Source organism: Roseibium aggregatum, from assembly GCF_017309185.1.
Classification (GTDB): Bacteria; Pseudomonadota; Alphaproteobacteria; order Rhizobiales; family Stappiaceae; genus Roseibium; species Roseibium aggregatum_B.
The window spans coordinates 230,763-250,882 of the sequence record NZ_JAEKJZ010000004.1 but is presented as its reverse complement, the minus strand read 5'-3'; the positions used below and the strand labels follow the sequence as shown (position 1 = coordinate 250,882).

Sequence of the window (20,120 nt, the reverse complement as noted above, 5' to 3'; positions counted from 1 at the left end):
AACTCCGCGGCACACTCAAGTGTCGCTGCGTGACTTGTATTTCTCGATTCGCCGGCATTCGGGCCGCTGCGCGATATCGCGAAGGATCGGCTCAAGCCGCCCGGCCCATTCGGTCGATCCCGCCGCGTCCGCGATCAGGTCCTGCCGCAACTCCAGAAGCACATGCGCTATCCCGCGACGCATTGCGTGGCGATACATTGTGTCGTTTTTGAGAGCCCCGTCGTAAGGCTCGTTATCGCCCACGATCAGTCCCTCCTGCGCCCTGAGGCCGTCAAGCATCGGCCTTACGGCCCTGGGGTCGCAATCCCAGAGGACCGTGGCGTGCCAGGGCCGGGGCACCCCGCGCCAGACAGGTGTGAAACTGTGGATGGAGGCGACGACAGGCGGGGGCCCGTCGGCCATCATTGCGTCGAGTGTCCGGTCGATCAGGTCGTGATAAGGCTTGTGAAAGCGCTCGATCCGATTGGCCCGCTCCGACCTGCCGACCTTCGCGTTGCCCGGCACCACGGCTCCGTCAGACAGGCGCATGATCAGCGTCGGATCGTCGTCGCCCCGGTTCGGGTCGATCAGCAGCCGGGAGTAGGTCGTCAGGCACGCCGGCGCGCCAAGCCGCCTGGCCAGTTCGAGAGTCACGGCCCGGGCGCCGATGTCGTAGCCGATATGACGCTGGAACTGCTCCGGCGGCACACCGAGGTCTCCGTACTCGCGCGGCACCGCATTGCTTGCGTGATCGCACAACAGCAGGATTCCGGAGGCGTAGTCGCCATGAACATATTCAAACGGCTGGAATGCCTCTTCGACTTCGGCTGCGCTGTCTGTCATTGCCTATTTCATGAAAATTTCCGGAACCCCCTCCCCATGGCCTTGCACGAGCCAGCGGAAAGGGGGCGCAGGCGCACAGGTTTACGGCAAACCGGCCGCTGAACCAAGTTCGATTTCAAAGTTTCGCACGAACTGCCGACTTTTCAGCCGATTGTTTTCCAGCCATCTCTCCAGCCTCCCGAATTGTGAAGCTTGCCACATCTGGCGCCACGCCCGGAACCAGCCCAGGGGTCGGAAAGATATGGCCAGCCCTGTTTTGTTTCGAGCGTGATTTTCAGAAATGAAACTCTTTGCCGAGAGAGCGGCAATCAACGCACGATTCTCAACATCACCACACTAGCCTGTTGATATTTGGTGCTTTTGCCGGCTTCAGGCGACAACTTTACCCAGAAAGCTCGCCAATTGACCGCCACAACCATTTCCGCCTTGTTACCGCCCCATTTCTGATCACATAGGAGGTCAGTCTCCCCTCTTGGGCAAACGGCAAGGAGAGGGCATTTGGAGACAAGGTTGGGTGAAAGCCGCGCCAGTTTGGTTAACGACGTTGACAAGTCCCATCTGTCCACGCAAAAAGCGAATGTCTGTAAAGCAGCAAAGTGAACGACTGCATATGTTTCAGGTTGGGGAACGGAACCAAGGTGGGTCTTGGGCACGCATGAGCATGCCCATGAAATCTGTCCTTTCCGGACTTCTGTCCCTGATGGTTCTTTCGGCATCCAACAGCGTTGCCAAAGCCGATCTGAGGCTTTGCAACAAGACCGACAGCCAGGTCGGCGTCGCGATCGGCTACAAGGACAAGAGCGACTGGGTCACCGAAGGCTGGTGGAACCTTGCGTCCAATTCCTGTGAAACACTGGTTCCCGGCGCCCTGGTGTCACGATACTATTACATTTACGCCGTTGATTATGACGAGTTCGGCGAATGGGGCGGCCGTGCGTTCATGTGTACCCGGGAAAAGGAATTCACCATTCGCGGGATTGAGGACTGCGTGGCACGCGGCTTTGAGCGGACAGGCTTTTTTGAAATCGACACGGGCGAGCAGAGCAGCTGGACTGTTCAGCTGACCGAACCCGTGCAACAGGGGACAGGTGGGCGATGAGGCGGAACCGGCGAGTTAAAATTCTAGCGACACTCGGCCCCACATCCTCAGACGAAGACACCATCGAACAATTGTACCGCTCCGGCGCTGATGTGTTCCGCATCAACATGAGCCATGCGGATCACGACCGTTTGAAGATGCTCGTCGAACGGATTCGCTCTGTCGAGGCAAAGGTTGGACGGCCGATCGGTATTCTGGCCGACCTTCAAGGCCCGAAGCTGCGCGTCGGGACCTTCGCGGACGGCCCCGTGATGCTCGAAAACGGAGCGACCTTCACGCTCGACGCCGACACGTCCGGCGGAACCGTCAACCGGGTCCACCTGCCTCATCCGGAAATTCTTCAGGCGCTGGAACCCGGTCACAGGCTTCTCCTCGACGATGGCAAGATCCAGCTCAAGGTGCTGGAGGCAAGCAAGACCAAGGCAGTGACCGAGGTTATCGTCGGCGGTAAATTATCGGACCGCAAAGGCGTCAGCGTTCCGGATTCGGAAATCGCCACCAGCGCCATGACCGAGAAGGATCACAAGGACCTGATCGCCGCCCTCGAGCAGAATGTCGACTGGGTCGCGCTGTCCTTCGTGCAGCGTCCGGACGATCTTGCCGAAGTCCGCAAGATCACCCGCGGTCAGGCCGGTGTTCTGGCCAAGATCGAAAAACCCCAGGCCATCGGCAGACTGGACGAAATCATCGAGCTGTCCGATGCAATCATGGTCGCCCGCGGCGATTTGGGCGTGGAGATGCCCCTCGAACAGGTTCCGGGCCTGCAAAAACGCATCACCCGTGCCTGCCGAGGCGCCGGCAAGCCGGTGGTAATCGCGACCCAGATGCTGGAATCTATGATCTCTTCGCCGGTTCCGACCCGCGCCGAGGTTTCCGACGTGGCCACCGCTGTCTTCGAAGGAGCTGACGCGGTGATGCTGTCGGCGGAATCCGCCGCCGGTGAATTCCCGGTCGAAGCGGTCTCCACGATGGACAAGATCGCCACCCAGGTTGAACAGGACAATAACTACCGCACCATCATCCATGCGCAGCGGACGGAACCGGAAGCCACCGGCGCGGACGCGATCTCGGCCGCCGCGCGCCAGATCGCCGAAACGCTCAACCTGGCCGCCGTTGTCTGCTACACCACCTCCGGTGCGACCGGCTTGCGGGCTTCCCGCGAGCGGCCGGCGAGCCCGGTGATCGTTCTGTCCCCGGTTATCGCCACAGCGCGCCGTCTTGCGCTTGCGTGGGGGTTGCACTGCGTCGTCAGCGAAGACGCGGCCAACGAGGAAGACATGGTCAACCGCGCCTGCCGGATATCCTTCACGGATGAATTCGCCAAGCCCGGACAGCGCATCATTGTGACGGCCGGCGTTCCCTTCGGCACGCCTGGATCCACCAACATGTTGCGCATTGCCTTTGTCGGCAGCGACGGACAGGGCGGCATTTAACGATCTAATCGGTTGAAACAGGCGCGTGGCTATTTGGCGCGCGCCTGTTGCGTCAGGCCCGCAGTCTTCGCTTCGACGCGAAGAACAAGCTTGTCGAGCGCCGAAATGATCTCGTCAGTATGGGTGTGATGCGGCATGTGCCCTCCCCCTTCCAGCACAAGCAGGTCCGCATCCGGCAGGTCCCGCATCAGGCCTTCACTGTGTATGGAAGGCCAGACGACCTTGTCCCTTGTTCCGGTCACAACCAGCGCCGGCTGGCTCAGGCTGGGATAGCGCTTCGACTGACGGGTCACGCTTTCCTTCAGCCCCGCGATATCCGCCGAGTTGGCGCGGAAAGTCGAGGGCAGGAAAACAAGCGGCAATCTAGTCCGGCTGCTGTAGTCGTCCGGCACCCGGTTTGGCGAAAAGACCCGTTCGATAGCCGTCGGCGCCAGCATTTCCGCGGACGGCAAAGCCACGGTCCGGGCGAAGATTTCTCCGGCAACCGGCATGGCGGCCAGCTTGTAATACCAATCCACATCGCCCGGCCAGGGGTGGCTGGCAGGCGCAAGGAAAGCCAGTCCGGTCACGCGTTCCGGCGCCCTCAGGCCAAGCGCCGCCGTGACGGCCGCGCCGTAGGAATGCCCGATCACGATCGCCCGCCCGATGCCGAGACGCTCGAGCAGGGCCTCAATCAGTTCCGCCTGACCTTCGGGGGAACTGTGCCGGCTGAAATCCCGCTCGGAAAACCCTAGCCCTGGCCGGTCCAGGAAGAGCAGCCCGTACCGCCCCTCCAAGGCCTTCCTGAAAGCCATCAATGTGTCGTAGGCATTGCCGCTCGCCCCATGCAGAAAAACCAGGAAGGGCGCATCTTTGCCCTCCCCTGACGCGGGAACGAAATGATAGTGCAGTTTCACGCCATCAACAGTGGCGAAACTTCCATCCGGCCTGATCCGGTCGGAAATCTGATGCGCCCGCCACGCGGTATAGGCCCCTGAAGCTGCGAGAACCAGGCCGAAGGCCAGCACAAGAAACATAAACAGTCGAACAATAATCATGAAAAAGGCAATCCGTCGAAATCAGAACACGAAGCTCTGACCGGATACGCGGTGCCGGTCAGACCGGTTCACCTTCTGCCTCTTTCTCAAGGTCCTGAACCGATTTCTCCGCGTTCTCCAGTCCGGGATAGACGTCCAGCGCACGCTTGAAGGTCTTCAGGGCTTCATCCTTGAAGCCAAGCCGGCGCTGAATGATCGCCAGGCCGGAAAGGGCGCCCCAGTGGCGCGGCTCCAGCGCCAGAGTGCGCTCGATATCGACAAGAGACTTGCCGAACTCCTCGCGCATGTAGTGCACCGTTGCCCGGCGGTTCCAGCCTTCCGCGAAGTTCGGCTTCAAAAGCACGACGACATCGAGCAGATCGAGTGCCAGACTGAAATCTTCCGATTGGACGGCCCTGCCGGCGCGGGACATAAGGACATCCACGGTATCGCTGCCGGAGTCCAGCCAGAGCAACTGGATTTGCCGCGCCGCGCGCTGCGCGGCCTGCGGTGTCTCGGCCCCTTCAAGGTCCGCGAAAAGCTGTTCGAGGCGAGACCCTTCCTCTTCCGGATCGGTTTCCTCCACGACAACCTTGCCACCCTCCTCGGAGGGCTCCTCCGGCATGGGGCTGAAATCCTCCGCCGACGGCGGATCGACCTCCGGTCCAAGATCGGGCACCGGTTGCGCCGAAACGACAACGGCGCTCGCAAGATAGAGAAGGGCAAACACAAAAATCCGCATACAACGATTATGGAACGTTGTATGCGGCGGTCAATCGGGTAAATTCACACGTCTTTGTGCACAGCCTGCCTGACCTGCCTCCACTTCCGGAAAACGCTTTGCTAACCGGTTCGGCCAGAACGTTTTTTCAGAAGCGCGCGTCAGCGGACGTGCCGTCGGTATCAGCCCTGACGAGCCTTGAAACGCGGATTTTTCTTGTTGATGATGTAGACGCGGCCCTTCCGGCGAACCATGCGGTTGTCACGGTGGCGGCCCATCAACGCTTTGAGCGAGTTTTTGATCTTCATGTCTCTGTCCCCCTCAACAGGGCCCTGATTCTTTAAACCAAATGAGCGCCGGAGGCGCTCATGTCCCTAAACCGGCCGGTCACCCTGTCTGACCTGAACGACAGGAGAAGGCCGATGAATTGCAAGTCCGGAGCTATGGCCCCGCACCGGTCTCGAAGCCTGCAGGGATTGCGCCTGCTTCGGTCCGGTCCGCGCCTCATGAAACTTCAATCAGCGCAAAAATGGTGGGCGTGACAGGGATTGAACCTGTGACCCCTTCGATGTCAACGAAGTGCTCTCCCGCTGAGCTACACGCCCGAATGTCTCGGTAATCCGGCGCCGGCGCGCCGTGGTGGAGTGCGATATAACGGGGAACGCCGATCAAGGCAACCCCCCTTTTCACCGAACTGTCAAAATTTCCCGCGCCGTATTCGGAACCTGCGCGGGCACGCCCCTCAGGCGGCGAGCATGCGCTCCACTTCCTGCACCAAATCCTTCAAATGAAAGGGTTTAGACAGCACCTTGGCGTCTTTCGGCGCGTCCGATTCCGGGTTCAGGGCGACCGCGGCAAACCCCGTTATGAACATCACCTTCAGGTCCGGGTCCAGTTCCGTCGCACGGCGGGCAAGCTCAATGCCGTCCATTTCCGGCATCACGATATCTGTAAGCAGCAGGGAAAACGGTTCTTCGCGCAGACGTTCATAGGCGCTTTTACCGTTATCGAACGAAACGACATCGTGTCCGGCATTCTCCAGCGCCTTGGCGAGAAAGCGACGCATATCGTTATCATCTTCGGCAAGCAGGATACGTGGCATCGTAAACGACCATTTCTTTATATTTGCGGACGGTGCAAGTTCCTCTGAAGCCGGTTATAGCTCGAATCCCACAGAAAGATAGGGAGAATTGGTTCTCCTAAGCTTTTGATGCCGTGACTGTGGACTGCGTGTTGATTCCTTGGCACCATAAGAAACTCAACAACCGGGACACATCATTTGTCGGACATCGAAAGCCCACCGCCCGAAATTCCATTCGAAGCCGATTTCAACGGTTTTCCGGCGTTCGATGTTCTTAGTCCCGCGGACCAGCGGCTACCCTTCGTCTTCAACTCCCCTCATTCCGGCCGCCAGTATCCGGCGGACTTCATTGCCTCGTCGAGACTGGACGAAGTTTCGATCCGCCGGTCGGAGGATGCCTATGTGGACGATTTGTTCGGTCATGTCGTACCGCTGGGAGCCCCGCTCCTGCGCGCCCACTTCCCGAGAGCCTATCTGGACGTGAACCGGGAGCCTTACGAGCTCGACCCGAAAATGTTCAGCGGACGTCTGCCGTCCTACGCGAACATCCGCTCGATCCGCGTTGCCGGCGGTCTTGGAACGGTGGCGAGGATCGTCAGCGAAAACCATGAGATCTACCGGTCCAAGCTGCCTGTCGAGGAAGCCCTCGGCCGGGTCGAGGAAATCTACAAGCCCTATCATTCGACCTTGCGCCGTCTGTTGGCCCAGACCCATGTCACCTTCGGCTATGCGGTTCTGATCGACTGCCATTCCATGCCGTCCAGCGTCAAATGCCAGACCACGGACACAAGGCCGGACTTTATCCTTGGCGACCGCTATGGAACGAGCTGCAGTCCGGAGCTGACCGAGTTCGCTTATTCGATCCTCCGGAACATGGGCTATACCGTCAGCCGCAACAAGCCTTATGCCGGCGGCTTTATCACGGAGCATTACGGCAGGCCCGCCAGCGGCCTTCATGCCCTCCAGATCGAGATCAACCGCGGCCTTTACTTGAACGAAACCAGGTTTGAACCCTCCAGCGGCTTTCAGGATCTTTTCGACAATCTGCGGGACTTCGCCCGCGACCTGACCTCCATGCCCGACGCAGCGCTCTATTCCGATCCGATCGCGGCGGAATAAAAAAAAGGCCGCTTTCAAAGAAGCGGCCAGAGTCTAGGGAGGAAACGCCCAAGGAGGGCGATGCGATAAAGTATCGCACTGCAATAAAATCGCACCGCACCGCACAAAGGTCAACCCCATTCAGGTTCATTTTCTGATGAAACAATGAGCAATAAAGCCTCTTTTGCAGATTCATTTTTCAGCAGAAACGGTTATATAAGCGTCACATTGACTTACCCTCCGGAAATCCGGACCGCCTTTCAGGAGCGAAGATGACGCAAATTGGACCGGGTTCGAACGCGTTCGCGCCTTTTCTGGACAGACTTGCCGATGCCGCCAGCGAAGCGATCATGCCGCATTTCCGGCAGGGTTTCGCGGTCGACAACAAATGGGACAAAGGCTTCGACCCGGTCACCATTGCCGACAGAAACGGCGAGACGGCCATGAGAAGGCTGATCAACAGCACTTTTCCGGACCACGGCATTCTGGGAGAAGAGCACGGTCCGGAGAACCTCGAGGCGGAAAACGTCTGGGTTCTGGACCCGATCGACGGAACGCGCGCCTTCATCACCGGCCTGCCCACCTGGGGAACCCTGATCGGCTTGAGAACCAGGGGAGCCGCCAGCCTCGGCATGATGGTTCAGCCCTATATCGGCGAGAGGTTTGCCGGAGACGGCAAAACGGCCTGGTATCGCGGACCGCTCGGTGAGACGTCCCTGCGCAGCCGGTCCTGCACGCGCCTTGAAGACGCGACAATCTTCACAACCACGCCGGCCCTGTTCACGCAGGAGGAACGAGACGCTTTCGACCGGGTGGAGGCCGAGGTTCGGCTGTCCAGATACGGCACGGATTGTTACGCCTATTGCATGGTCGCCGCCGGGCACGGCGATGCCGTTATCGAATCCGGTCTTCAGGCCTACGACATTGTCGCCCTTGTCCCGATCGTGGAAGGGGCAGGCGGCGTCGTGACGACCTGGACGGGGGGATCGCCTTCAGAAGGCGGACGCATCGTCGCCTCCGGCGATCCGCGTCTGCACGACGTCCTGTTAGGAAAACTCGCGCTCTCCGCGTGAGGCCCGTTCGAGGTCCTGCTCGGCTTCCAGGCCGGGAATGAAGGCATCGAACGCCGCCCAGAACTGCTCTCTGTAAATGTCCCGCTCCATCATGATTTCATGTCCGGCACCGGGTATCTCGACATAGGCCGCGGCCTTGGTGCGCGCCACGAAATCCTCGATCATCGGTGTCGAAACGATCTGATCGTTTCCCGCGGCGAAGACCAGGCAGGGAAGTTTCATGTTCGGGCCCGCATCGCGTCTCCTGAAGGATTTCATCGTGCGGGTCGCGGCACTGAGCCAGCCGAAGGTGACACCCCGGATCGCCAGTTCGGGCGCGGCTTCCTGAACCTCGGCGGAGCGTTCAAACCGGGTTCTGTCAGATGTCAGGCCGTTGTTCTCAAACGTCCAATCGGGCTTTTTTCCGCCCCCCGGCGTGTAAAGCCTGCCGAAGCCGATGGCTGACAGGACGCGGGCGACCGGATATCCCAGTTTCTCGACAAAGGCGGAGGTCTTGGGCGCCGTTGTCTTGAGCCCGGGTTTCCCGAGAAGGCCAAGGGAAATCAGGTTCAGGAGTTTCCGGCCGACCTCAGCGGGTTCCGGCCCTCGAGAGCCCGGGGCATATCCCAGCAGCGGAGCAACCAGAACCGCCCGGTCCAGCATGGTCCGCAGCCGTTCGCTGTCCGACAAGAGCACCAACGCACCGGTAGAATGCGCCAGAGCGAAATGCGGTCCGGGATAGGTCGCCAGGGAGACCTTTTTCAGGACCGTCCTCAGATCCAGCCTGAATTTCTTGAAATTCGAGATATGTCCCCGGTTTGGGTTCCGGGTGACGCGCTGCGAACCGCCTTGACCGCGCCAGTCGAAAGCAACAACGGCGAAGCCGCGTGCTCGAAGGTCCTCGATTACCTCGAAATATCTTTCGATGAACTCCGCGCGCCCTTGCAGCAGGGTCACCGTTCCCAACCGCCTTTTGCCCGCGGCCGGCCAGTGCGCATAGCGTATACGGACACGGTCGGGTGTTTCGACAAAATCGCAATGGGCGCCGGCTGGTATCGGATTGTTCGGATGTTCGTGCAGGCTCATGGCAGTCCGGTTCAAGATATCGGAGCGTTAACCGTTCCAGATGAACTTGATAACGGGCTTCGCACGCCCCCACAACACACTTCAGGCCGGGCTCCCCAAAGAGCCTGGCTTGAAATGTGACAAATCCGGGAACGAAGTCCTACCAGTGCCGGTGCGGGTAGAAATGACGGCCGACCGGCTTGCTGCGCAGAATACGGGCGTTTCGGGCGTCGACCACGAGCCGCATCGGAAATCCGCGCCAGCCGCGCGCATGGACGATGTAAACCCGGTCGCGGCGGTTGACGATCTTGATGCCATGGAAACCGCGGTGTCTCAGGCTACGTCGGATCTGGCGCGGTCCCAGCTTGTGATACCCGTGACGGGGCCCGTTCCAGTGCCGGCCGTCGCGGTGGCCGCGATGGTCCGCCTTGATCACCAGTTCCGACTGCGCTTCCCCGATCTTGACGGGCCCCGACAATGGCGCGGCGCCTGCGCCGGATGCAGCCCCGGCGCAGGCGAGAAAAAGAGCGCCGACGAGAGGTACGGACAATTTCGAAGCGGAAAAAAACATTTCAGTCTCCTCGTTTCACCGCCAGCGCCGCGCTGACGTTGAAAGGAAGATGCCGGATGCCGGTTGAACCGAACCGGAAGGCTTCGTTCATTTGGCATTCATCTCCGGAAAGCCACAGCGCACGCATGGCTCTTGAAATGAAAAAACGGAATGCCCACCTCTAGTTCGCAGGCGCCAATACGGGTCTGCGTAACAGTCCTGTCCCGCCGGAAACCGGGGGCCGGGGCGCAAACATCAGTGAAGTATCAGTTGCTCATAGGAGGACGATAACATGCGTCACTTGGACTTCTCTCCGCTCTACCGGTCCACCGTCGGGTTCGACCGCCTCTTCTCGATGCTGGATTCCGCCGGCAACGAGGCCCCCAGCTATCCGCCCTACAATATCGAACGCACCGGCGAAAACACCTACCGCATCACCATGGCGGTCGCGGGTTTCACCGATGCCGAGCTTTCGGTGGAAGCGAAAGAACACGCCCTCACCATCAAGGGTGAGAAAGGCGAAGAAGATTCCGACCGCGAAATCCTTTATCGCGGCATCGCGGCACGCTCCTTCGAGCGCCGGTTCCAGATCGCCGAACATGTCCGCGTGGAAGGCGCGAGCCTCGAGAACGGCCTCTTGCACGTCGATCTCGTGAGGGAAATTCCCGAAGCGATGAAGCCGCGCAAGATCGAGATCGCGTCCGGCTCTGCCAAACAGATCGAAGGCGCCGCTCACTAAAGGCGGACACTTCTCTGTTTTTTCGAACGCTATCAGGGCGCCTGGGAAACCGGGCGCCCTTTTCGTTGCAGCCCTCAGACAGTCTTCAAGACCGGTCTGCCAGCACCTTCAAAAAGGCGTCCACCTCCGCCTCTTCGGTCGCAAAGCTTGTGACCATTCGGAAACAGACTTCGTCGTCCGCCGGCGCGGGGCTTCCGGCTCCCTCAGGCAACGGCCATTCGTAGATCGCCGCCCCGGCCGCTTTCAACGCCTCGAACCGGCTCCGTTTCAGGACCGGGAAGAGTTCGTTGGCTTCCACCGGCCAGGCCGTGCGTCCGCCGCGCTCCCGGACACCTTCGGCAAGCTTCGAGGCCATCCCGTTTGCGTGGCCGGCCGTCGCCAGCCAATTGTCATTCTCGAAATAGCCTTCAAACTGGGCTGCGACGAACCGGCTCTTGGAAAAGAGATGCCCGCCGCGCTTGCGCACATACTCAAAGCCTCGGGCCACCTCCGGATCGAAGAACACCACGGCCTCCGCACACCAGCAGCCGTTTTTGGTCGCCCCGAAGGACAGGACATCCACGCCCGCCTTCCAGGTCATGTCCGCCGGCGAACATCCAAGCGTGACCAGCGCGTTGGCGAAACGGGCCCCGTCCATATGCAACGGAACGGCGCGGGAACGGCAGACATCCTTGACCGCCGCGATTTCGTCCAGCGTGTAGACGGTTCCGCTTTCCGTGGCCTGACTGATCGAAACCCCGGCCACCTGCCCGTGATGAACGACACCGTCGGGAAACGCAGCCATAGCCTCAGAAAGCGCGTCTGCGGTAAACTTGCCATTTTGCCCGGCAACGCTGACGAGCTTGCCGCCCCCGGTCATGAACTCCGGGCAATTGCACTCGTCCACCTGGATATGTGCGCTCCCGTGACAGAAGAAAATCCCGCCGGGTTTTGTGCAGGCGGCGAGTGACAACGCGTTGGCCGCTGTACCCGTGGCCACGAAATACACGGCCACGTCTCGCTCGAAAATGTCGCGGAATGTCTGTGAAACGGTTTCCGTCAGCGGGTCCGTGCCGTAGGCCGGCGCGAACCCGGTATTGTGGCGGGCGAGCGCCGACATCACCGCCGGCGCCGCCCCTGCCCAGTTGTCGCTCGCGAAATTCATGGACCGGTTTAATCACCTGACCGGGCAAGCGGCAACCCGATTTTCTCAGTAGTACATTTCCCGCTTGCGATAGTAGGACCCGAGCAGCCAGTCGAGGGATATCACGCCTGGACCTTTCAGCGCCGGAACCAGGAGCAGGAAGATCCACAGCAGCCGGTCGTCAGAGATGATCGCGTAGGGCTCGCCGTCGAAAAGCGCGCCGATGGTCTTGGCGTCCGCTCCGTGGCCGTAAATGTCCACATAGGACATAACGATGATGAAGACGATCATGCCAAGGCTGGCGAAGCGCGTGAACAGGCCCACAACCACCATGATGGGAAGCAGGAACTCGCCCCACGTGCCGAGCAGAACCATCAGTCCATAGGGAAAGAAGGCAACCTGGCTTGTATCGTAACTGACCTGCTCCATCAATTTGGGCAGCATTTGCGCATAGGCGCCGGCGGTCGGGGTGAAGATGTTCATGATGTTTCCGCCGATTTTCGTCAGCGCGGAATTCCAGAAAAACTGAAAAAGAACGGCGGCAAAGATGAAACGGGCGGCCAGTCCCAGCAACCAGCCATTGGTTAACCGTTCCAGCGCACCGAACACAGCGGTGTAAATCCTGATGAAGAAGCCGATGAGCGCTCCCATAATTCCCCCTTACCGAACCTTAGACAACTATTCCCGGCCTGCAGTCAGACCCGTGAAAGCTCCGCTGGACAAACAGTCCGACAAACAGTCGGACAACGAAAATTCCGCACATTGAGATTGCGCCTTTCCGGCGGCTTCCGCCAGCGCAAATCCCTCGAATAAAGCCTCAATGAAGACCGCACCACCGGGGTACGGCAGTCGTATCTCCACGTCCAGATCCGGCCGTGTGATCAGAACCGATTGGGACAGGCTGAGATCGACCGCGACAGCGTCTTCAGGAAAAAACCTGTTGGCGCGCAAAAGATCCAGGACCGGCCAGTCCGACCGTACAAGAAGGGCGGCCGGGTGTTTTTCTAAACGGGCCTCTCCGACCTTCTCGGGATCGAGGGCGCCCAGAAGCGCAGGGTCCATCGGGGCCGCATCCGCCGCGTGATAAGCCTGCAGCCAGGACCATTCCGCCCGGGCCACATCCACCAGATAAGGATAGGCTTCAAGCGGGGGAAACTCCTCGATGAAGGCGGCGAACGCCCCGCCATACCAGATAAGGACCGGCGATTGTGGCGGATGCCGGGTCACAAAGGCGCGCGCGACGGCATTGAAATACTCGTCTCCCAGCAGGGTCTTTACGGCCGGGTAGATCTGCCCAAGCGCTTCGCACAGGCTGACGACGACGTTGTTCCGGTAAACGTTGAACCTTTTCGGCGCGGCTTTCCCGTCCGGCCCGACGATCCCGTCCGGCGTCGCGGCCGCGCTGTCAAGCAGGGCTCCGGCAAAGTCCTTCGCGCCGGTTTTGGAAGGAAAGACCGTCATGGACATGTCAGACAACGCGCCACAGAACGGTCTCTTCCGCGCGAGACAGAATAAGATCCGCGGCTTCCGCCTCCGCGCGCAAAACCTGCCAAGCGGGAATATCGTTGTCCCATTCGACCAGGGTCGGCAACGCGCCGTGGTTTGAAACGACGCTCTCATACAGCCGCCACACGGCATCGTCGACTGCCCGGTCGTGCGCATCGATCAGCAAGGGCCTGCCCGCGTCGTCCGTGTCCGGCGCATGACCGCCGAGGTGAATTTCGCCGACATCCGTCATCGGAAAGGCGGCGAGATAGTCTTCCGGCGAATGCTGATGATTCGTACAGGACACATAAACGTTGTTTATATCGAGAAGAAGGCCGCAACCGGTCCGCCGCGCGATCTCCTTGATGAACTCGATCTCGCTCATGGTGCTTTGTTCGAAGGCGACATAGGTCGAAGGATTCTCCAGAAGCATCCGCCGTCCGACCGTCTCCTGAACTTCATCGATATGATCGCAGACCCGCTCCAGCGTGGTCCGGTCATAGGGCACCGGCAGAAGATCGTTGTAGTAGGACGTGTCGTGGGTCGACCAGGCCAGATGCTCGGAAAAGAGACCGGGTTCGTAGCGCCGGTTAAGCGCCGCCAACCTTTGAAGATGCTCTTTGTCGAGCGGCTGTTCGCCGCCGATGGACAATCCGACGCCATGCAGCGAGACCGGATATCGGTCGCGGATCGCTTCCAGCTGGCGATGCGGCGGCCCACCCGCACCCATGTAGTTTTCGGCATGGACCTCGAAGAAACCGATGTCCGCCTCCGTCCGCAGGATCTCGGCGACGTGTTCCGGTTTGAGACCGGCGCCCGCGCGTGCCGGGATCGCCGATCCGATCCGATCGCTCTTTGGGGAAGATGTCTCGCCCAGCATGGTTTTCTCCCTGGCGGGAAGTGACGTTTGGGCAGGCGGCGTCCCGTCCACCTGCCCGACTTGCGGTCATCGCCGAGCGGAAGCCAACAGGCTGCCGTCAGGCTTCCGGAAGGTCGCGCTTGAGTTCCGTCAGCGAACCATGGCGGTCGCCCGGCAATTTCATGGTCGTGCAGGTGCCTTTCGGAACCAGCGTCCAGGCGTTGCCCTGATAATCGACGGTGGAGGTTCCCGCACAGGTGGTGCCCGGACCGGCCTTGCAGTCATTCTGACCCTTCAGGGAAACACCGTAGCATTTTTCCTTGGCCTGGGCGTGAGCCGGTACGCTGGCCGCAAGACCGGCGACGGCGGTTGCAACGGCGCCGGCAACGATCGCCGCGGACATAGCCTTGTTCTTCATCTCAAACTCCTCTGATCGGCTTTGAATTCCAACAAAAAGCCTGCGCGTCCTGACCACGCGGGCACTCTCAGTAAATGAGCGTCATGACGATAAATAGGAAATCAAACGCCCGTGACCTTTTATACCGCCCCTCGTTAATAGGACCTATCCGGCAGGCGACAAATGCATCCCTCGGCAGGTATATCCCTCTCTCCGGACACTATTGCACCGGTTAAACTGCCGAGCCGACCACTCCAGGCCGCGCATCTTGCTCCCGGATCGGACCGGCACCGTCGGACTGTTCATGGTCGTTGCCGCTTGAATTGAGAGCGCAGTCGCGGAACAAACATTTAACAAACGAAAGATTGTTTCTTGGAACCCGGCGGAATTGTCCTTTCCGGACGCATAGCGCTTTTTGTGCGAAACAATTATAATAGCCCCTCGGAGAAACGCTCTTGCTCCTTGCGGCGAAATCTGTCATGTTCGCGCCGCCCGGAATAGGACAGGGATACTGTCCCAAATGCAGCGGCGTTTCTGAGCGATCTCAGACGCCGTTTCGAACGAAACGACCGGGCTGACCAGACAGCGGACCTGGGGAGGGTTCGTGAAAGATGCGAGACGATACGTCTCGGCAGCGGAAAGCCCGCTGCGTCAATGCGGCGGTTTGTTTTGATAGACCGGCGCGGTAGACACAACAACAGAGCCGGGGCACTTGGGCCAGGGTTCGCCGAGCCGCATTCTTGACGTGAATGCGACCCGAACGGAACCCGACGCTTCAGGCCACGGCGACACTGGGGTTAAGAGTGAGGGCGCACATGACGAGACCAGAGCTGACGACGAGCACAGCCATTCAGGACGGAGGCGTGGATGTAAAAGCCACCTCCTCCACTCTTTCCGAACGACTTGGCACGGCTGCCGACAAAGGGCTCTACAATCCGTCGCGCGAACACGATGCCTGCGGCGTCGGCTTTGTTGCTCACATGAAGGGCGAAAAATCGCACAAGATCGTCGCCGACGGTTTGCAGGTCCTCGAAAACCTGACGCACCGCGGCGCCGTTGGCGCGGATCCCCTGATGGGCGACGGCGCCGGGATGCTGGTGCAGATTCCGCACGCCTTCTTCGACGAAGAGATGGCAAAGGCGGGAACGCCTCTTCCCGAATTCGGCCAGTACGGCGTCGGCTTTGTGTTCATGCCGCAAGATGAAGTCCTGCGCGCGAAATGCGAAGAAATCGTCGAGCGCGTCATCAAGGCGGAAGGTCAGGACCTGATCGGCTGGCGCGACGTTCCGGTCGACAATTCCTCGCTCTCCAAGGCCCCCGACATTGCGGCGACCGAGCCGGTATCCCGTCAGGTGTTCATCAGAAAGTCCAACGGCGATGACCGGGACGCCTTCGAACGCCGGCTTTACGTTCTTCGCAAGGTGATTTCCAATACCGTTCGCAAGGAAACCGATGCGGTCGGAAATGGCTTTTACATCACCTCGCTGTCGAGCCGCACCATCGTCTACAAGGGCATGTTCCTCGCCTATCAGCTTGGCGCGTACTACGCCGACCTGAAGGACGAGCGCTTCCAGTCGGCCCTCGCGCTGGTGCACCAGCGGTTTTCCACCAACACCTTCCCGTCCTGGGAACTGTCGCATCCCTACCGGATGGTTGCCCACAACGGCGAGATCAACACGCTGCGCGGCAACGTCAACTGGATGGCCGCCCGTCAGGCGTCCGTTTCCTCCACCCTTCTGGGCGACGACATTTCCAAGCTCTGGCCGATTTCCTACGAAGGCCAGTCCGATACGGCCTGTTTCGACAACGCGCTGGAATTCCTGGTCATGGGCGGCTATTCGCTGGCCCACGCCGCGATGATGCTGATCCCGGAGGCCTGGGCCGGCAACCCGCTGATGGACGACAACCGCCGCGCCTTTTACGAATATCACGCGGCAATGATGGAGCCGTGGGACGGCCCGGCCGCCGTTGCCTTCACCGACGGCCGTCAGATCGGCGCGACGCTGGACCGCAACGGCCTGCGCCCTGCCCGTTACATTGTCACCGACGACGATTTCGTCATCATGTCCTCTGAAGTCGGCGTCCTGCCGGTTCCCGAAGAGCGGATCGTCCAGAAATGGCGTCTGCAGCCGGGCAAGATGCTATTGATCGATCTCGAGGAAGGCCGGATCGTCTCCGACGACGAGATCAAGCGCCAGCTTTCCACCGCGAACCCCTACAAGGACTGGCTGCACCGGACCCAGATCGTCCTGGAAGACCTGCCGGGCGTGCGCCAGCGCGCACCGGTCGCGGGCGAAAGCCTGCTCGACCGCCAGCAAGCCTTCGGCTACACCCAGGAAGATATCAAGCTGCTGATGACGCCGATGGCGACCATCGGTCAGGAGGCCATCGGCTCCATGGGCACGGACACGCCGATTTCAGCGCTGTCCGACAAGTCGAAGCTGCTCTACACCTATTTCAAGCAGAACTTCGCGCAGGTCACCAACCCGCCGATCGACCCGATCCGCGAGGAGCTGGTAATGAGCCTTGTCTCCTTCATCGGCCCGCGTCCGAACATTTTCGACCTGGAAGGCCTCTCGACCTCCAAGCGCCTCGAAGTGCGCCAGCCGATCCTCACCAACGACGACCTGGAAAAGATCCGGGCGATCGGCGACGTTGCCGACAACCAGTTCTCCGCGAAGACCCTCGACATTACCTATAGCGCGGAAAAAGGTGCCGACGGCATGGAAGGCGCGCTGGCGGAACTCTGCGAACGCGCGGAAAAAGCCGTCAACGACGGTTACAACATCATCATCCTGTCCGACCGCCTGGTGAACCGGTCCCGGATCGCAATCCCCGCGCTTCTGGCGACAGCGGCCGTGCATCATCACCTGATCCGCAAGGGGCTGCGCACGTCGGTCGGTCTCGTGGTGGAAACCGGCGAAGCCCGCGAAGTGCACCATTTCTGCGTTCTGGCCGGCTACGGCGCGGAAGCGATCAACCCGTATCTCGCCTTCGAAACGCTTCTGTCCATGCACAGCGAGATGGACTTCCCGGAAGAAGTCGATGAGTACGAAGTCGTCGAGCGCTATATCAAGTCCATCGACAAGGGCATCCTGAAGGTCATGTCCAAGATGGGTATCTCGACCTATCAGTCCTATTGCGGCGCGCAGATCTTTGACGCCGTCGGTCTGTCCACGGAATTCGTCAACAAGTACTTCTTCGGCACGGCCACCATGATCGAGGGCATCGGCCTGGACGAGGTGGCGGAAGAAACGGTCCTGCGTCACGAGGACGCCTTCGGCGACGTCGCGATCCTGCGCCGGTCCCTGTCGGTCGGCGGCGAATACGCCTTCCGCACACGGGGCGAAAGCCACATGTGGACGCCCGAGTCCATCGCGACCCTGCAGCATGCGGTCCGCTCCGAACTGCCGGACATGTACCGCGCCTTCGCCAAACAGGTGAACGAGGATAGCGGCCGCTACGCGATCCGCGGCCTGTTCCGGATCAAGTCGGCGGAAGAGCTCGGCCGTACGCCGATCGGCCTCGATCAGGTCGAACCGGCGGAAGCGATCGTCAAGCGTTTCGTCACGGGCGCCATGTCCTTCGGCTCCATTTCGAGGGAGGCCCATACCTCGCTGGCGATTGCGATGAACCGGATCGGCGGCAAGTCCAACACCGGCGAAGGCGGTGAGGAGCCCGAGCGCTTCGCGCCGCTCCCCAACGGTTCCATGAACCCGGAGCGTTCCGCCATCAAGCAGGTGGCCTCGGGCCGCTTCGGCGTGACCACCGAGTATCTTGTCAATTCCGACATGATCCAGATCAAGGTCGCCCAGGGCGCCAAGCCCGGCGAAGGCGGTCAGCTGCCCGGCCACAAGGTGGACGCGGTGATCGCGAAGGTGCGTCACTCGACACCGGGCGTCGGCCTGATCTCGCCGCCGCCGCACCATGACATCTATTCCATCGAGGATCTGGCGCAGCTCATCTACGACCTGAAAAACGTCAACCCGGAAGCCGACATCTCCGTCAAGCTGGTGTCGGAGGTTGGTGTCGGCACGGTCGCGGCCGGCGTCGCCAAGGCCCGCGCGGACCACATCACCATTTCCGGCTATGACGGCGGTACGGGTGCCTCGCCGCTCACCTCCATCAAGCATGCCGGGTCGCCCTGGGAAATCGGCCTGGCCGAAACCCAGCAGACGCTGGTGCTCAACGGCCTGCGCTCGCGCATTGCCCTTCAGGTCGACGGTGGCCTGCGCACGGGACGGGACGTGATCGTCGGCGCGCTCCTGGGCGCGGACGAATTCGGCTTCTCAACGGCGCCGCTGATCGCCGCCGGCTGCCTGATGATGCGCAAGTGCCATCTGAACACCTGCCCGGTCGGCATCGCCACCCAGGACCCGGTTCTGCGCAAGAGGTTCAAGGGGACGCCGGAACACGTCATCAACTACTTCTTCTACGTCGCGGAAGAAGTCAGGGAACTGATGGCCAATCTCGGGATCGCGAAACTCGACGACCTGATCGGACGTTCCGATTTTCTCGACAAGAACGCGGCCATCCAGCACTGGAAGGCACAGGGGCTGGACTTCTCCCGGATTTTCTTCCAGCCGGAGGCTGCCGCGGAGGAAACCCGCTGGACGGCACGCCAGGAACACCCGATCGTCGACATTCTCGACCGCCGCCTGATCGCCGCCGCCAAACCGGCGCTCGACAATCTGGAACCGACCGTAATCGACGAAACGATCTGCTCCGTCGACCGGTCCGTCGGTGCGATGCTTTCCGGCGAGATCGCCAAGCGCTACGGCAACAAGGGCCTGAAGAAACCGGATACCTTGAAGATCAACCTCAAGGGAACCGCCGGTCAGGCCTTCGGCGCCTTCGTCGCGCGGGGGGTCACCATCGACCTTTCGGGCGACGCCAACGACTATGTGGGCAAGGGACTTGCCGGCGGCAAGCTCATCGTCCGCCCGCCTGACAACACCCGCATCGTGGCAGAAAACTCCATCATCGTCGGCAACACCGTTCTTTACGGCGCGACGGAAGGCGAGTGCTACTTCCGCGGTGTTGCGGGCGAACGGTTCGCGGTCCGCAACTCCGGCGCCATCGCCGTTGTCGAAGGCGTCGGCGACCACGGTTGCGAATACATGACCGGCGGGGTCGTCGTGGTGATCGGCCAGACCGGGCGCAACTTCGCGGCCGGCATGTCCGGCGGGATCGCCTATGTCCTGGACGAAGACGGCACCTTCGGATCGCGTTGCAACCTGGCCATGGTGGAACTGGAGCCCGTGACGGAAGAAGACGATCTTCTGGAAAAGTTGCACCATCACGGCGGCGATATCGAGCACAAGGGCCGCGTGGATCTTTCCTGCGACATGACCCGCCACGACGACGAACGCCTGCGCCAGATGCTGTCCAAGCATGTGGATTACACGGGTTCGGCCAAGGCACAGGCCATTCTTGACGACTGGGCCACCTACCGGCCGAAATTCGTCAAGGTCATGCCGGTCGAATACCGCCGCGCGCTCCGGGAAATGGAGGAGCAGCGGCTGGGCATGGTCGCGGCCGAATAACGCTCGAGACAAACAAACTGGCTCTCGGCCGCAT

Annotated in this window: 18 protein-coding genes and 1 tRNA gene; 6 read left to right on the top strand and 13 right to left on the bottom strand. The window is 60.7% G+C overall.

Annotated features, from left to right (window positions below):
• Positions 1–15 precede the first annotated feature (15 nt).
• Positions 16–822, bottom strand: a complete 807-nt coding sequence (locus JF539_RS18820; protein WP_207142255.1) for an N-formylglutamate amidohydrolase — start codon at positions 820–822, stop codon at positions 16–18.
• Positions 823–1,489: 667 nt separating this feature from the next.
• Between JF539_RS18820 and JF539_RS18815 the strand changes: the two genes are divergently transcribed.
• The gene (locus tag JF539_RS18815) at positions 1,490–1,921 is read left to right on the top strand and encodes a DUF1036 domain-containing protein (protein WP_236042559.1); all 432 of its coding nucleotides are present in this window, start codon (positions 1,490–1,492) and stop codon (positions 1,919–1,921) included.
• Entirely contained in the window at positions 1,918–3,354 is a 1,437-nt protein-coding gene (gene pyk, locus JF539_RS18810) for a pyruvate kinase (protein ID WP_207142253.1), read from the top strand. The genes JF539_RS18815 and pyk overlap by 4 nt, the downstream gene beginning before the upstream one ends.
• Before the next feature lie 29 nt (positions 3,355–3,383).
• Here pyk and JF539_RS18805 read toward each other — a convergent pair whose 3' ends face one another.
• From JF539_RS18805 to cpdR, 5 genes are all read right to left on the bottom strand, one after another.
• The gene (locus JF539_RS18805) at positions 3,384–4,391 is read right to left on the bottom strand and encodes an alpha/beta fold hydrolase (RefSeq protein ID WP_209017418.1); all 1,008 of its coding nucleotides are present in this window, start codon (positions 4,389–4,391) and stop codon (positions 3,384–3,386) included.
• A 58-nt stretch (positions 4,392–4,449) separates the two neighbouring features.
• Positions 4,450–5,112, bottom strand: a complete 663-nt coding sequence (locus JF539_RS18800; RefSeq protein ID WP_207142252.1) for a tetratricopeptide repeat protein — start codon at positions 5,110–5,112, stop codon at positions 4,450–4,452.
• 161 nt (positions 5,113–5,273) lie between these two features.
• Positions 5,274–5,399: a type B 50S ribosomal protein L36 gene (ykgO, locus tag JF539_RS18795; RefSeq protein ID WP_008551489.1), complete on the bottom strand. Its 126-nt coding sequence runs from the start codon at positions 5,397–5,399 to the stop codon at positions 5,274–5,276.
• A gap of 222 nt (positions 5,400–5,621) precedes the next feature.
• A tRNA-Val gene (locus JF539_RS18790) sits at positions 5,622–5,696 on the bottom strand.
• 137 nt (positions 5,697–5,833) lie between these two features.
• Positions 5,834–6,193, bottom strand: a complete 360-nt coding sequence (gene cpdR / locus JF539_RS18785; protein WP_148582983.1) for a cell cycle two-component system response regulator CpdR — start codon at positions 6,191–6,193, stop codon at positions 5,834–5,836.
• A gap of 177 nt (positions 6,194–6,370) precedes the next feature.
• Between cpdR and JF539_RS18780 the strand changes: the two genes are divergently transcribed.
• Both JF539_RS18780 and hisN read left to right on the top strand, forming a co-directional pair.
• A complete protein-coding gene (locus JF539_RS18780; protein WP_209017417.1) occupies positions 6,371–7,291 on the top strand; it encodes an N-formylglutamate amidohydrolase in 921 nt (306 codons plus the stop codon).
• Between the two features lie 251 nt (positions 7,292–7,542).
• On the top strand, positions 7,543–8,343 hold the full coding sequence (gene hisN / locus JF539_RS18775) for a histidinol-phosphatase (protein ID WP_207142251.1): 801 nt from the start codon (positions 7,543–7,545) through the stop codon (positions 8,341–8,343).
• Here hisN and JF539_RS18770 read toward each other — a convergent pair.
• Positions 8,317–9,408 (bottom strand): alpha/beta fold hydrolase, encoded by a 1,092-nt coding sequence (locus tag JF539_RS18770; protein ID WP_207142250.1) that lies wholly within the window; start codon positions 9,406–9,408, stop codon positions 8,317–8,319. The two genes, hisN and JF539_RS18770, sit on opposite strands and share 27 nt — an antisense overlap.
• 139 nt (positions 9,409–9,547) lie before the next feature.
• Positions 9,548–9,958: a hypothetical protein gene (locus JF539_RS18765; RefSeq protein ID WP_207142249.1), complete on the bottom strand. Its 411-nt coding sequence runs from the start codon at positions 9,956–9,958 to the stop codon at positions 9,548–9,550.
• 271 nt (positions 9,959–10,229) lie between these two features.
• Between JF539_RS18765 and JF539_RS18760 the strand changes: the two genes are divergently transcribed.
• Positions 10,230–10,676 (top strand): Hsp20 family protein, encoded by a 447-nt coding sequence (locus JF539_RS18760; protein ID WP_207142248.1) that lies wholly within the window; start codon positions 10,230–10,232, stop codon positions 10,674–10,676.
• An 85-nt stretch (positions 10,677–10,761) separates the two neighbouring features.
• Here JF539_RS18760 and JF539_RS18755 read toward each other — a convergent pair whose 3' ends face one another.
• The 5 genes from JF539_RS18755 to JF539_RS18735 all read right to left on the bottom strand — a co-directional run bounded on the left by JF539_RS18755 (position 10,762) and on the right by JF539_RS18735 (position 14,561).
• Positions 10,762–11,820 (bottom strand): threonine aldolase family protein, encoded by a 1,059-nt coding sequence (locus JF539_RS18755; RefSeq protein ID WP_207142247.1) that lies wholly within the window; start codon positions 11,818–11,820, stop codon positions 10,762–10,764.
• Positions 11,821–11,865: 45 nt separating this feature from the next.
• Positions 11,866–12,450, bottom strand: coding sequence for a DoxX family protein (locus JF539_RS18750; protein ID WP_207142246.1), 585 nt, complete (start codon positions 12,448–12,450; stop codon positions 11,866–11,868).
• Between the two features lie 27 nt (positions 12,451–12,477).
• Complete coding sequence (locus JF539_RS18745; protein ID WP_209017416.1) at positions 12,478–13,260, bottom strand: DNA-binding domain-containing protein; 783 nt, start codon at positions 13,258–13,260, stop codon at positions 12,478–12,480.
• Between the two features lie 7 nt (positions 13,261–13,267).
• The gene (locus JF539_RS18740; protein ID WP_207142244.1) at positions 13,268–14,164 is read right to left on the bottom strand and encodes a DUF692 domain-containing protein; all 897 of its coding nucleotides are present in this window, start codon (positions 14,162–14,164) and stop codon (positions 13,268–13,270) included.
• Positions 14,165–14,261: 97 nt separating this feature from the next.
• Complete coding sequence (locus JF539_RS18735; protein WP_207142243.1) at positions 14,262–14,561, bottom strand: DUF2282 domain-containing protein; 300 nt, start codon at positions 14,559–14,561, stop codon at positions 14,262–14,264.
• Between the two features lie 794 nt (positions 14,562–15,355).
• On the opposite strand from JF539_RS18735, the gene gltB reads away from it, so the two are divergent.
• Positions 15,356–20,086, top strand: a complete 4,731-nt coding sequence (gltB, locus tag JF539_RS18730) for a glutamate synthase large subunit (protein ID WP_207142242.1) — start codon at positions 15,356–15,358, stop codon at positions 20,084–20,086.
• Positions 20,087–20,120: the final 34 nt, after the last annotated feature.

Excerpts from the sequence above, each read along its gene's own strand:
- JF539_RS18820 (WP_207142255.1), bottom strand. The coding sequence starts at position 822 with ATGACAGACAGCGCAGCCGAAGTCGAAGAGGCATTCCAGCCGTTTGAA.
- JF539_RS18815 (WP_236042559.1), top strand. The coding sequence starts at position 1,490 with ATGAAATCTGTCCTTTCCGGACTTCTGTCCCTGATGGTTCTTTCGGCA.
- pyk (WP_207142253.1), top strand. The coding sequence starts at position 1,918 with ATGAGGCGGAACCGGCGAGTTAAAATTCTAGCGACACTCGGCCCCACA.
- JF539_RS18805 (WP_209017418.1), bottom strand. The coding sequence starts at position 4,391 with ATGATTATTGTTCGACTGTTTATGTTTCTTGTGCTGGCCTTCGGCCTG.
- JF539_RS18800 (WP_207142252.1), bottom strand. The coding sequence starts at position 5,112 with ATGCGGATTTTTGTGTTTGCCCTTCTCTATCTTGCGAGCGCCGTTGTC.
- ykgO (WP_008551489.1), bottom strand. The coding sequence starts at position 5,399 with ATGAAGATCAAAAACTCGCTCAAAGCGTTGATGGGCCGCCACCGTGAC.
- cpdR (WP_148582983.1), bottom strand. The coding sequence starts at position 6,193 with ATGCCACGTATCCTGCTTGCCGAAGATGATAACGATATGCGTCGCTTT.
- hisN (WP_207142251.1), top strand. The coding sequence starts at position 7,543 with ATGACGCAAATTGGACCGGGTTCGAACGCGTTCGCGCCTTTTCTGGAC.
- JF539_RS18770 (WP_207142250.1), bottom strand. The coding sequence starts at position 9,408 with ATGAGCCTGCACGAACATCCGAACAATCCGATACCAGCCGGCGCCCAT.
- JF539_RS18765 (WP_207142249.1), bottom strand. The coding sequence starts at position 9,958 with ATGTTTTTTTCCGCTTCGAAATTGTCCGTACCTCTCGTCGGCGCTCTT.
- JF539_RS18760 (WP_207142248.1), top strand. The coding sequence starts at position 10,230 with ATGCGTCACTTGGACTTCTCTCCGCTCTACCGGTCCACCGTCGGGTTC.
- JF539_RS18755 (WP_207142247.1), bottom strand. The coding sequence starts at position 11,820 with ATGAATTTCGCGAGCGACAACTGGGCAGGGGCGGCGCCGGCGGTGATG.
- JF539_RS18750 (WP_207142246.1), bottom strand. The coding sequence starts at position 12,450 with ATGGGAGCGCTCATCGGCTTCTTCATCAGGATTTACACCGCTGTGTTC.
- JF539_RS18745 (WP_209017416.1), bottom strand. The coding sequence starts at position 13,260 with ATGACGGTCTTTCCTTCCAAAACCGGCGCGAAGGACTTTGCCGGAGCC.
- JF539_RS18740 (WP_207142244.1), bottom strand. The coding sequence starts at position 14,164 with ATGCTGGGCGAGACATCTTCCCCAAAGAGCGATCGGATCGGATCGGCG.
- JF539_RS18735 (WP_207142243.1), bottom strand. The coding sequence starts at position 14,561 with ATGAAGAACAAGGCTATGTCCGCGGCGATCGTTGCCGGCGCCGTTGCA.
- gltB (WP_207142242.1), top strand. The coding sequence starts at position 15,356 with ATGACGAGACCAGAGCTGACGACGAGCACAGCCATTCAGGACGGAGGC.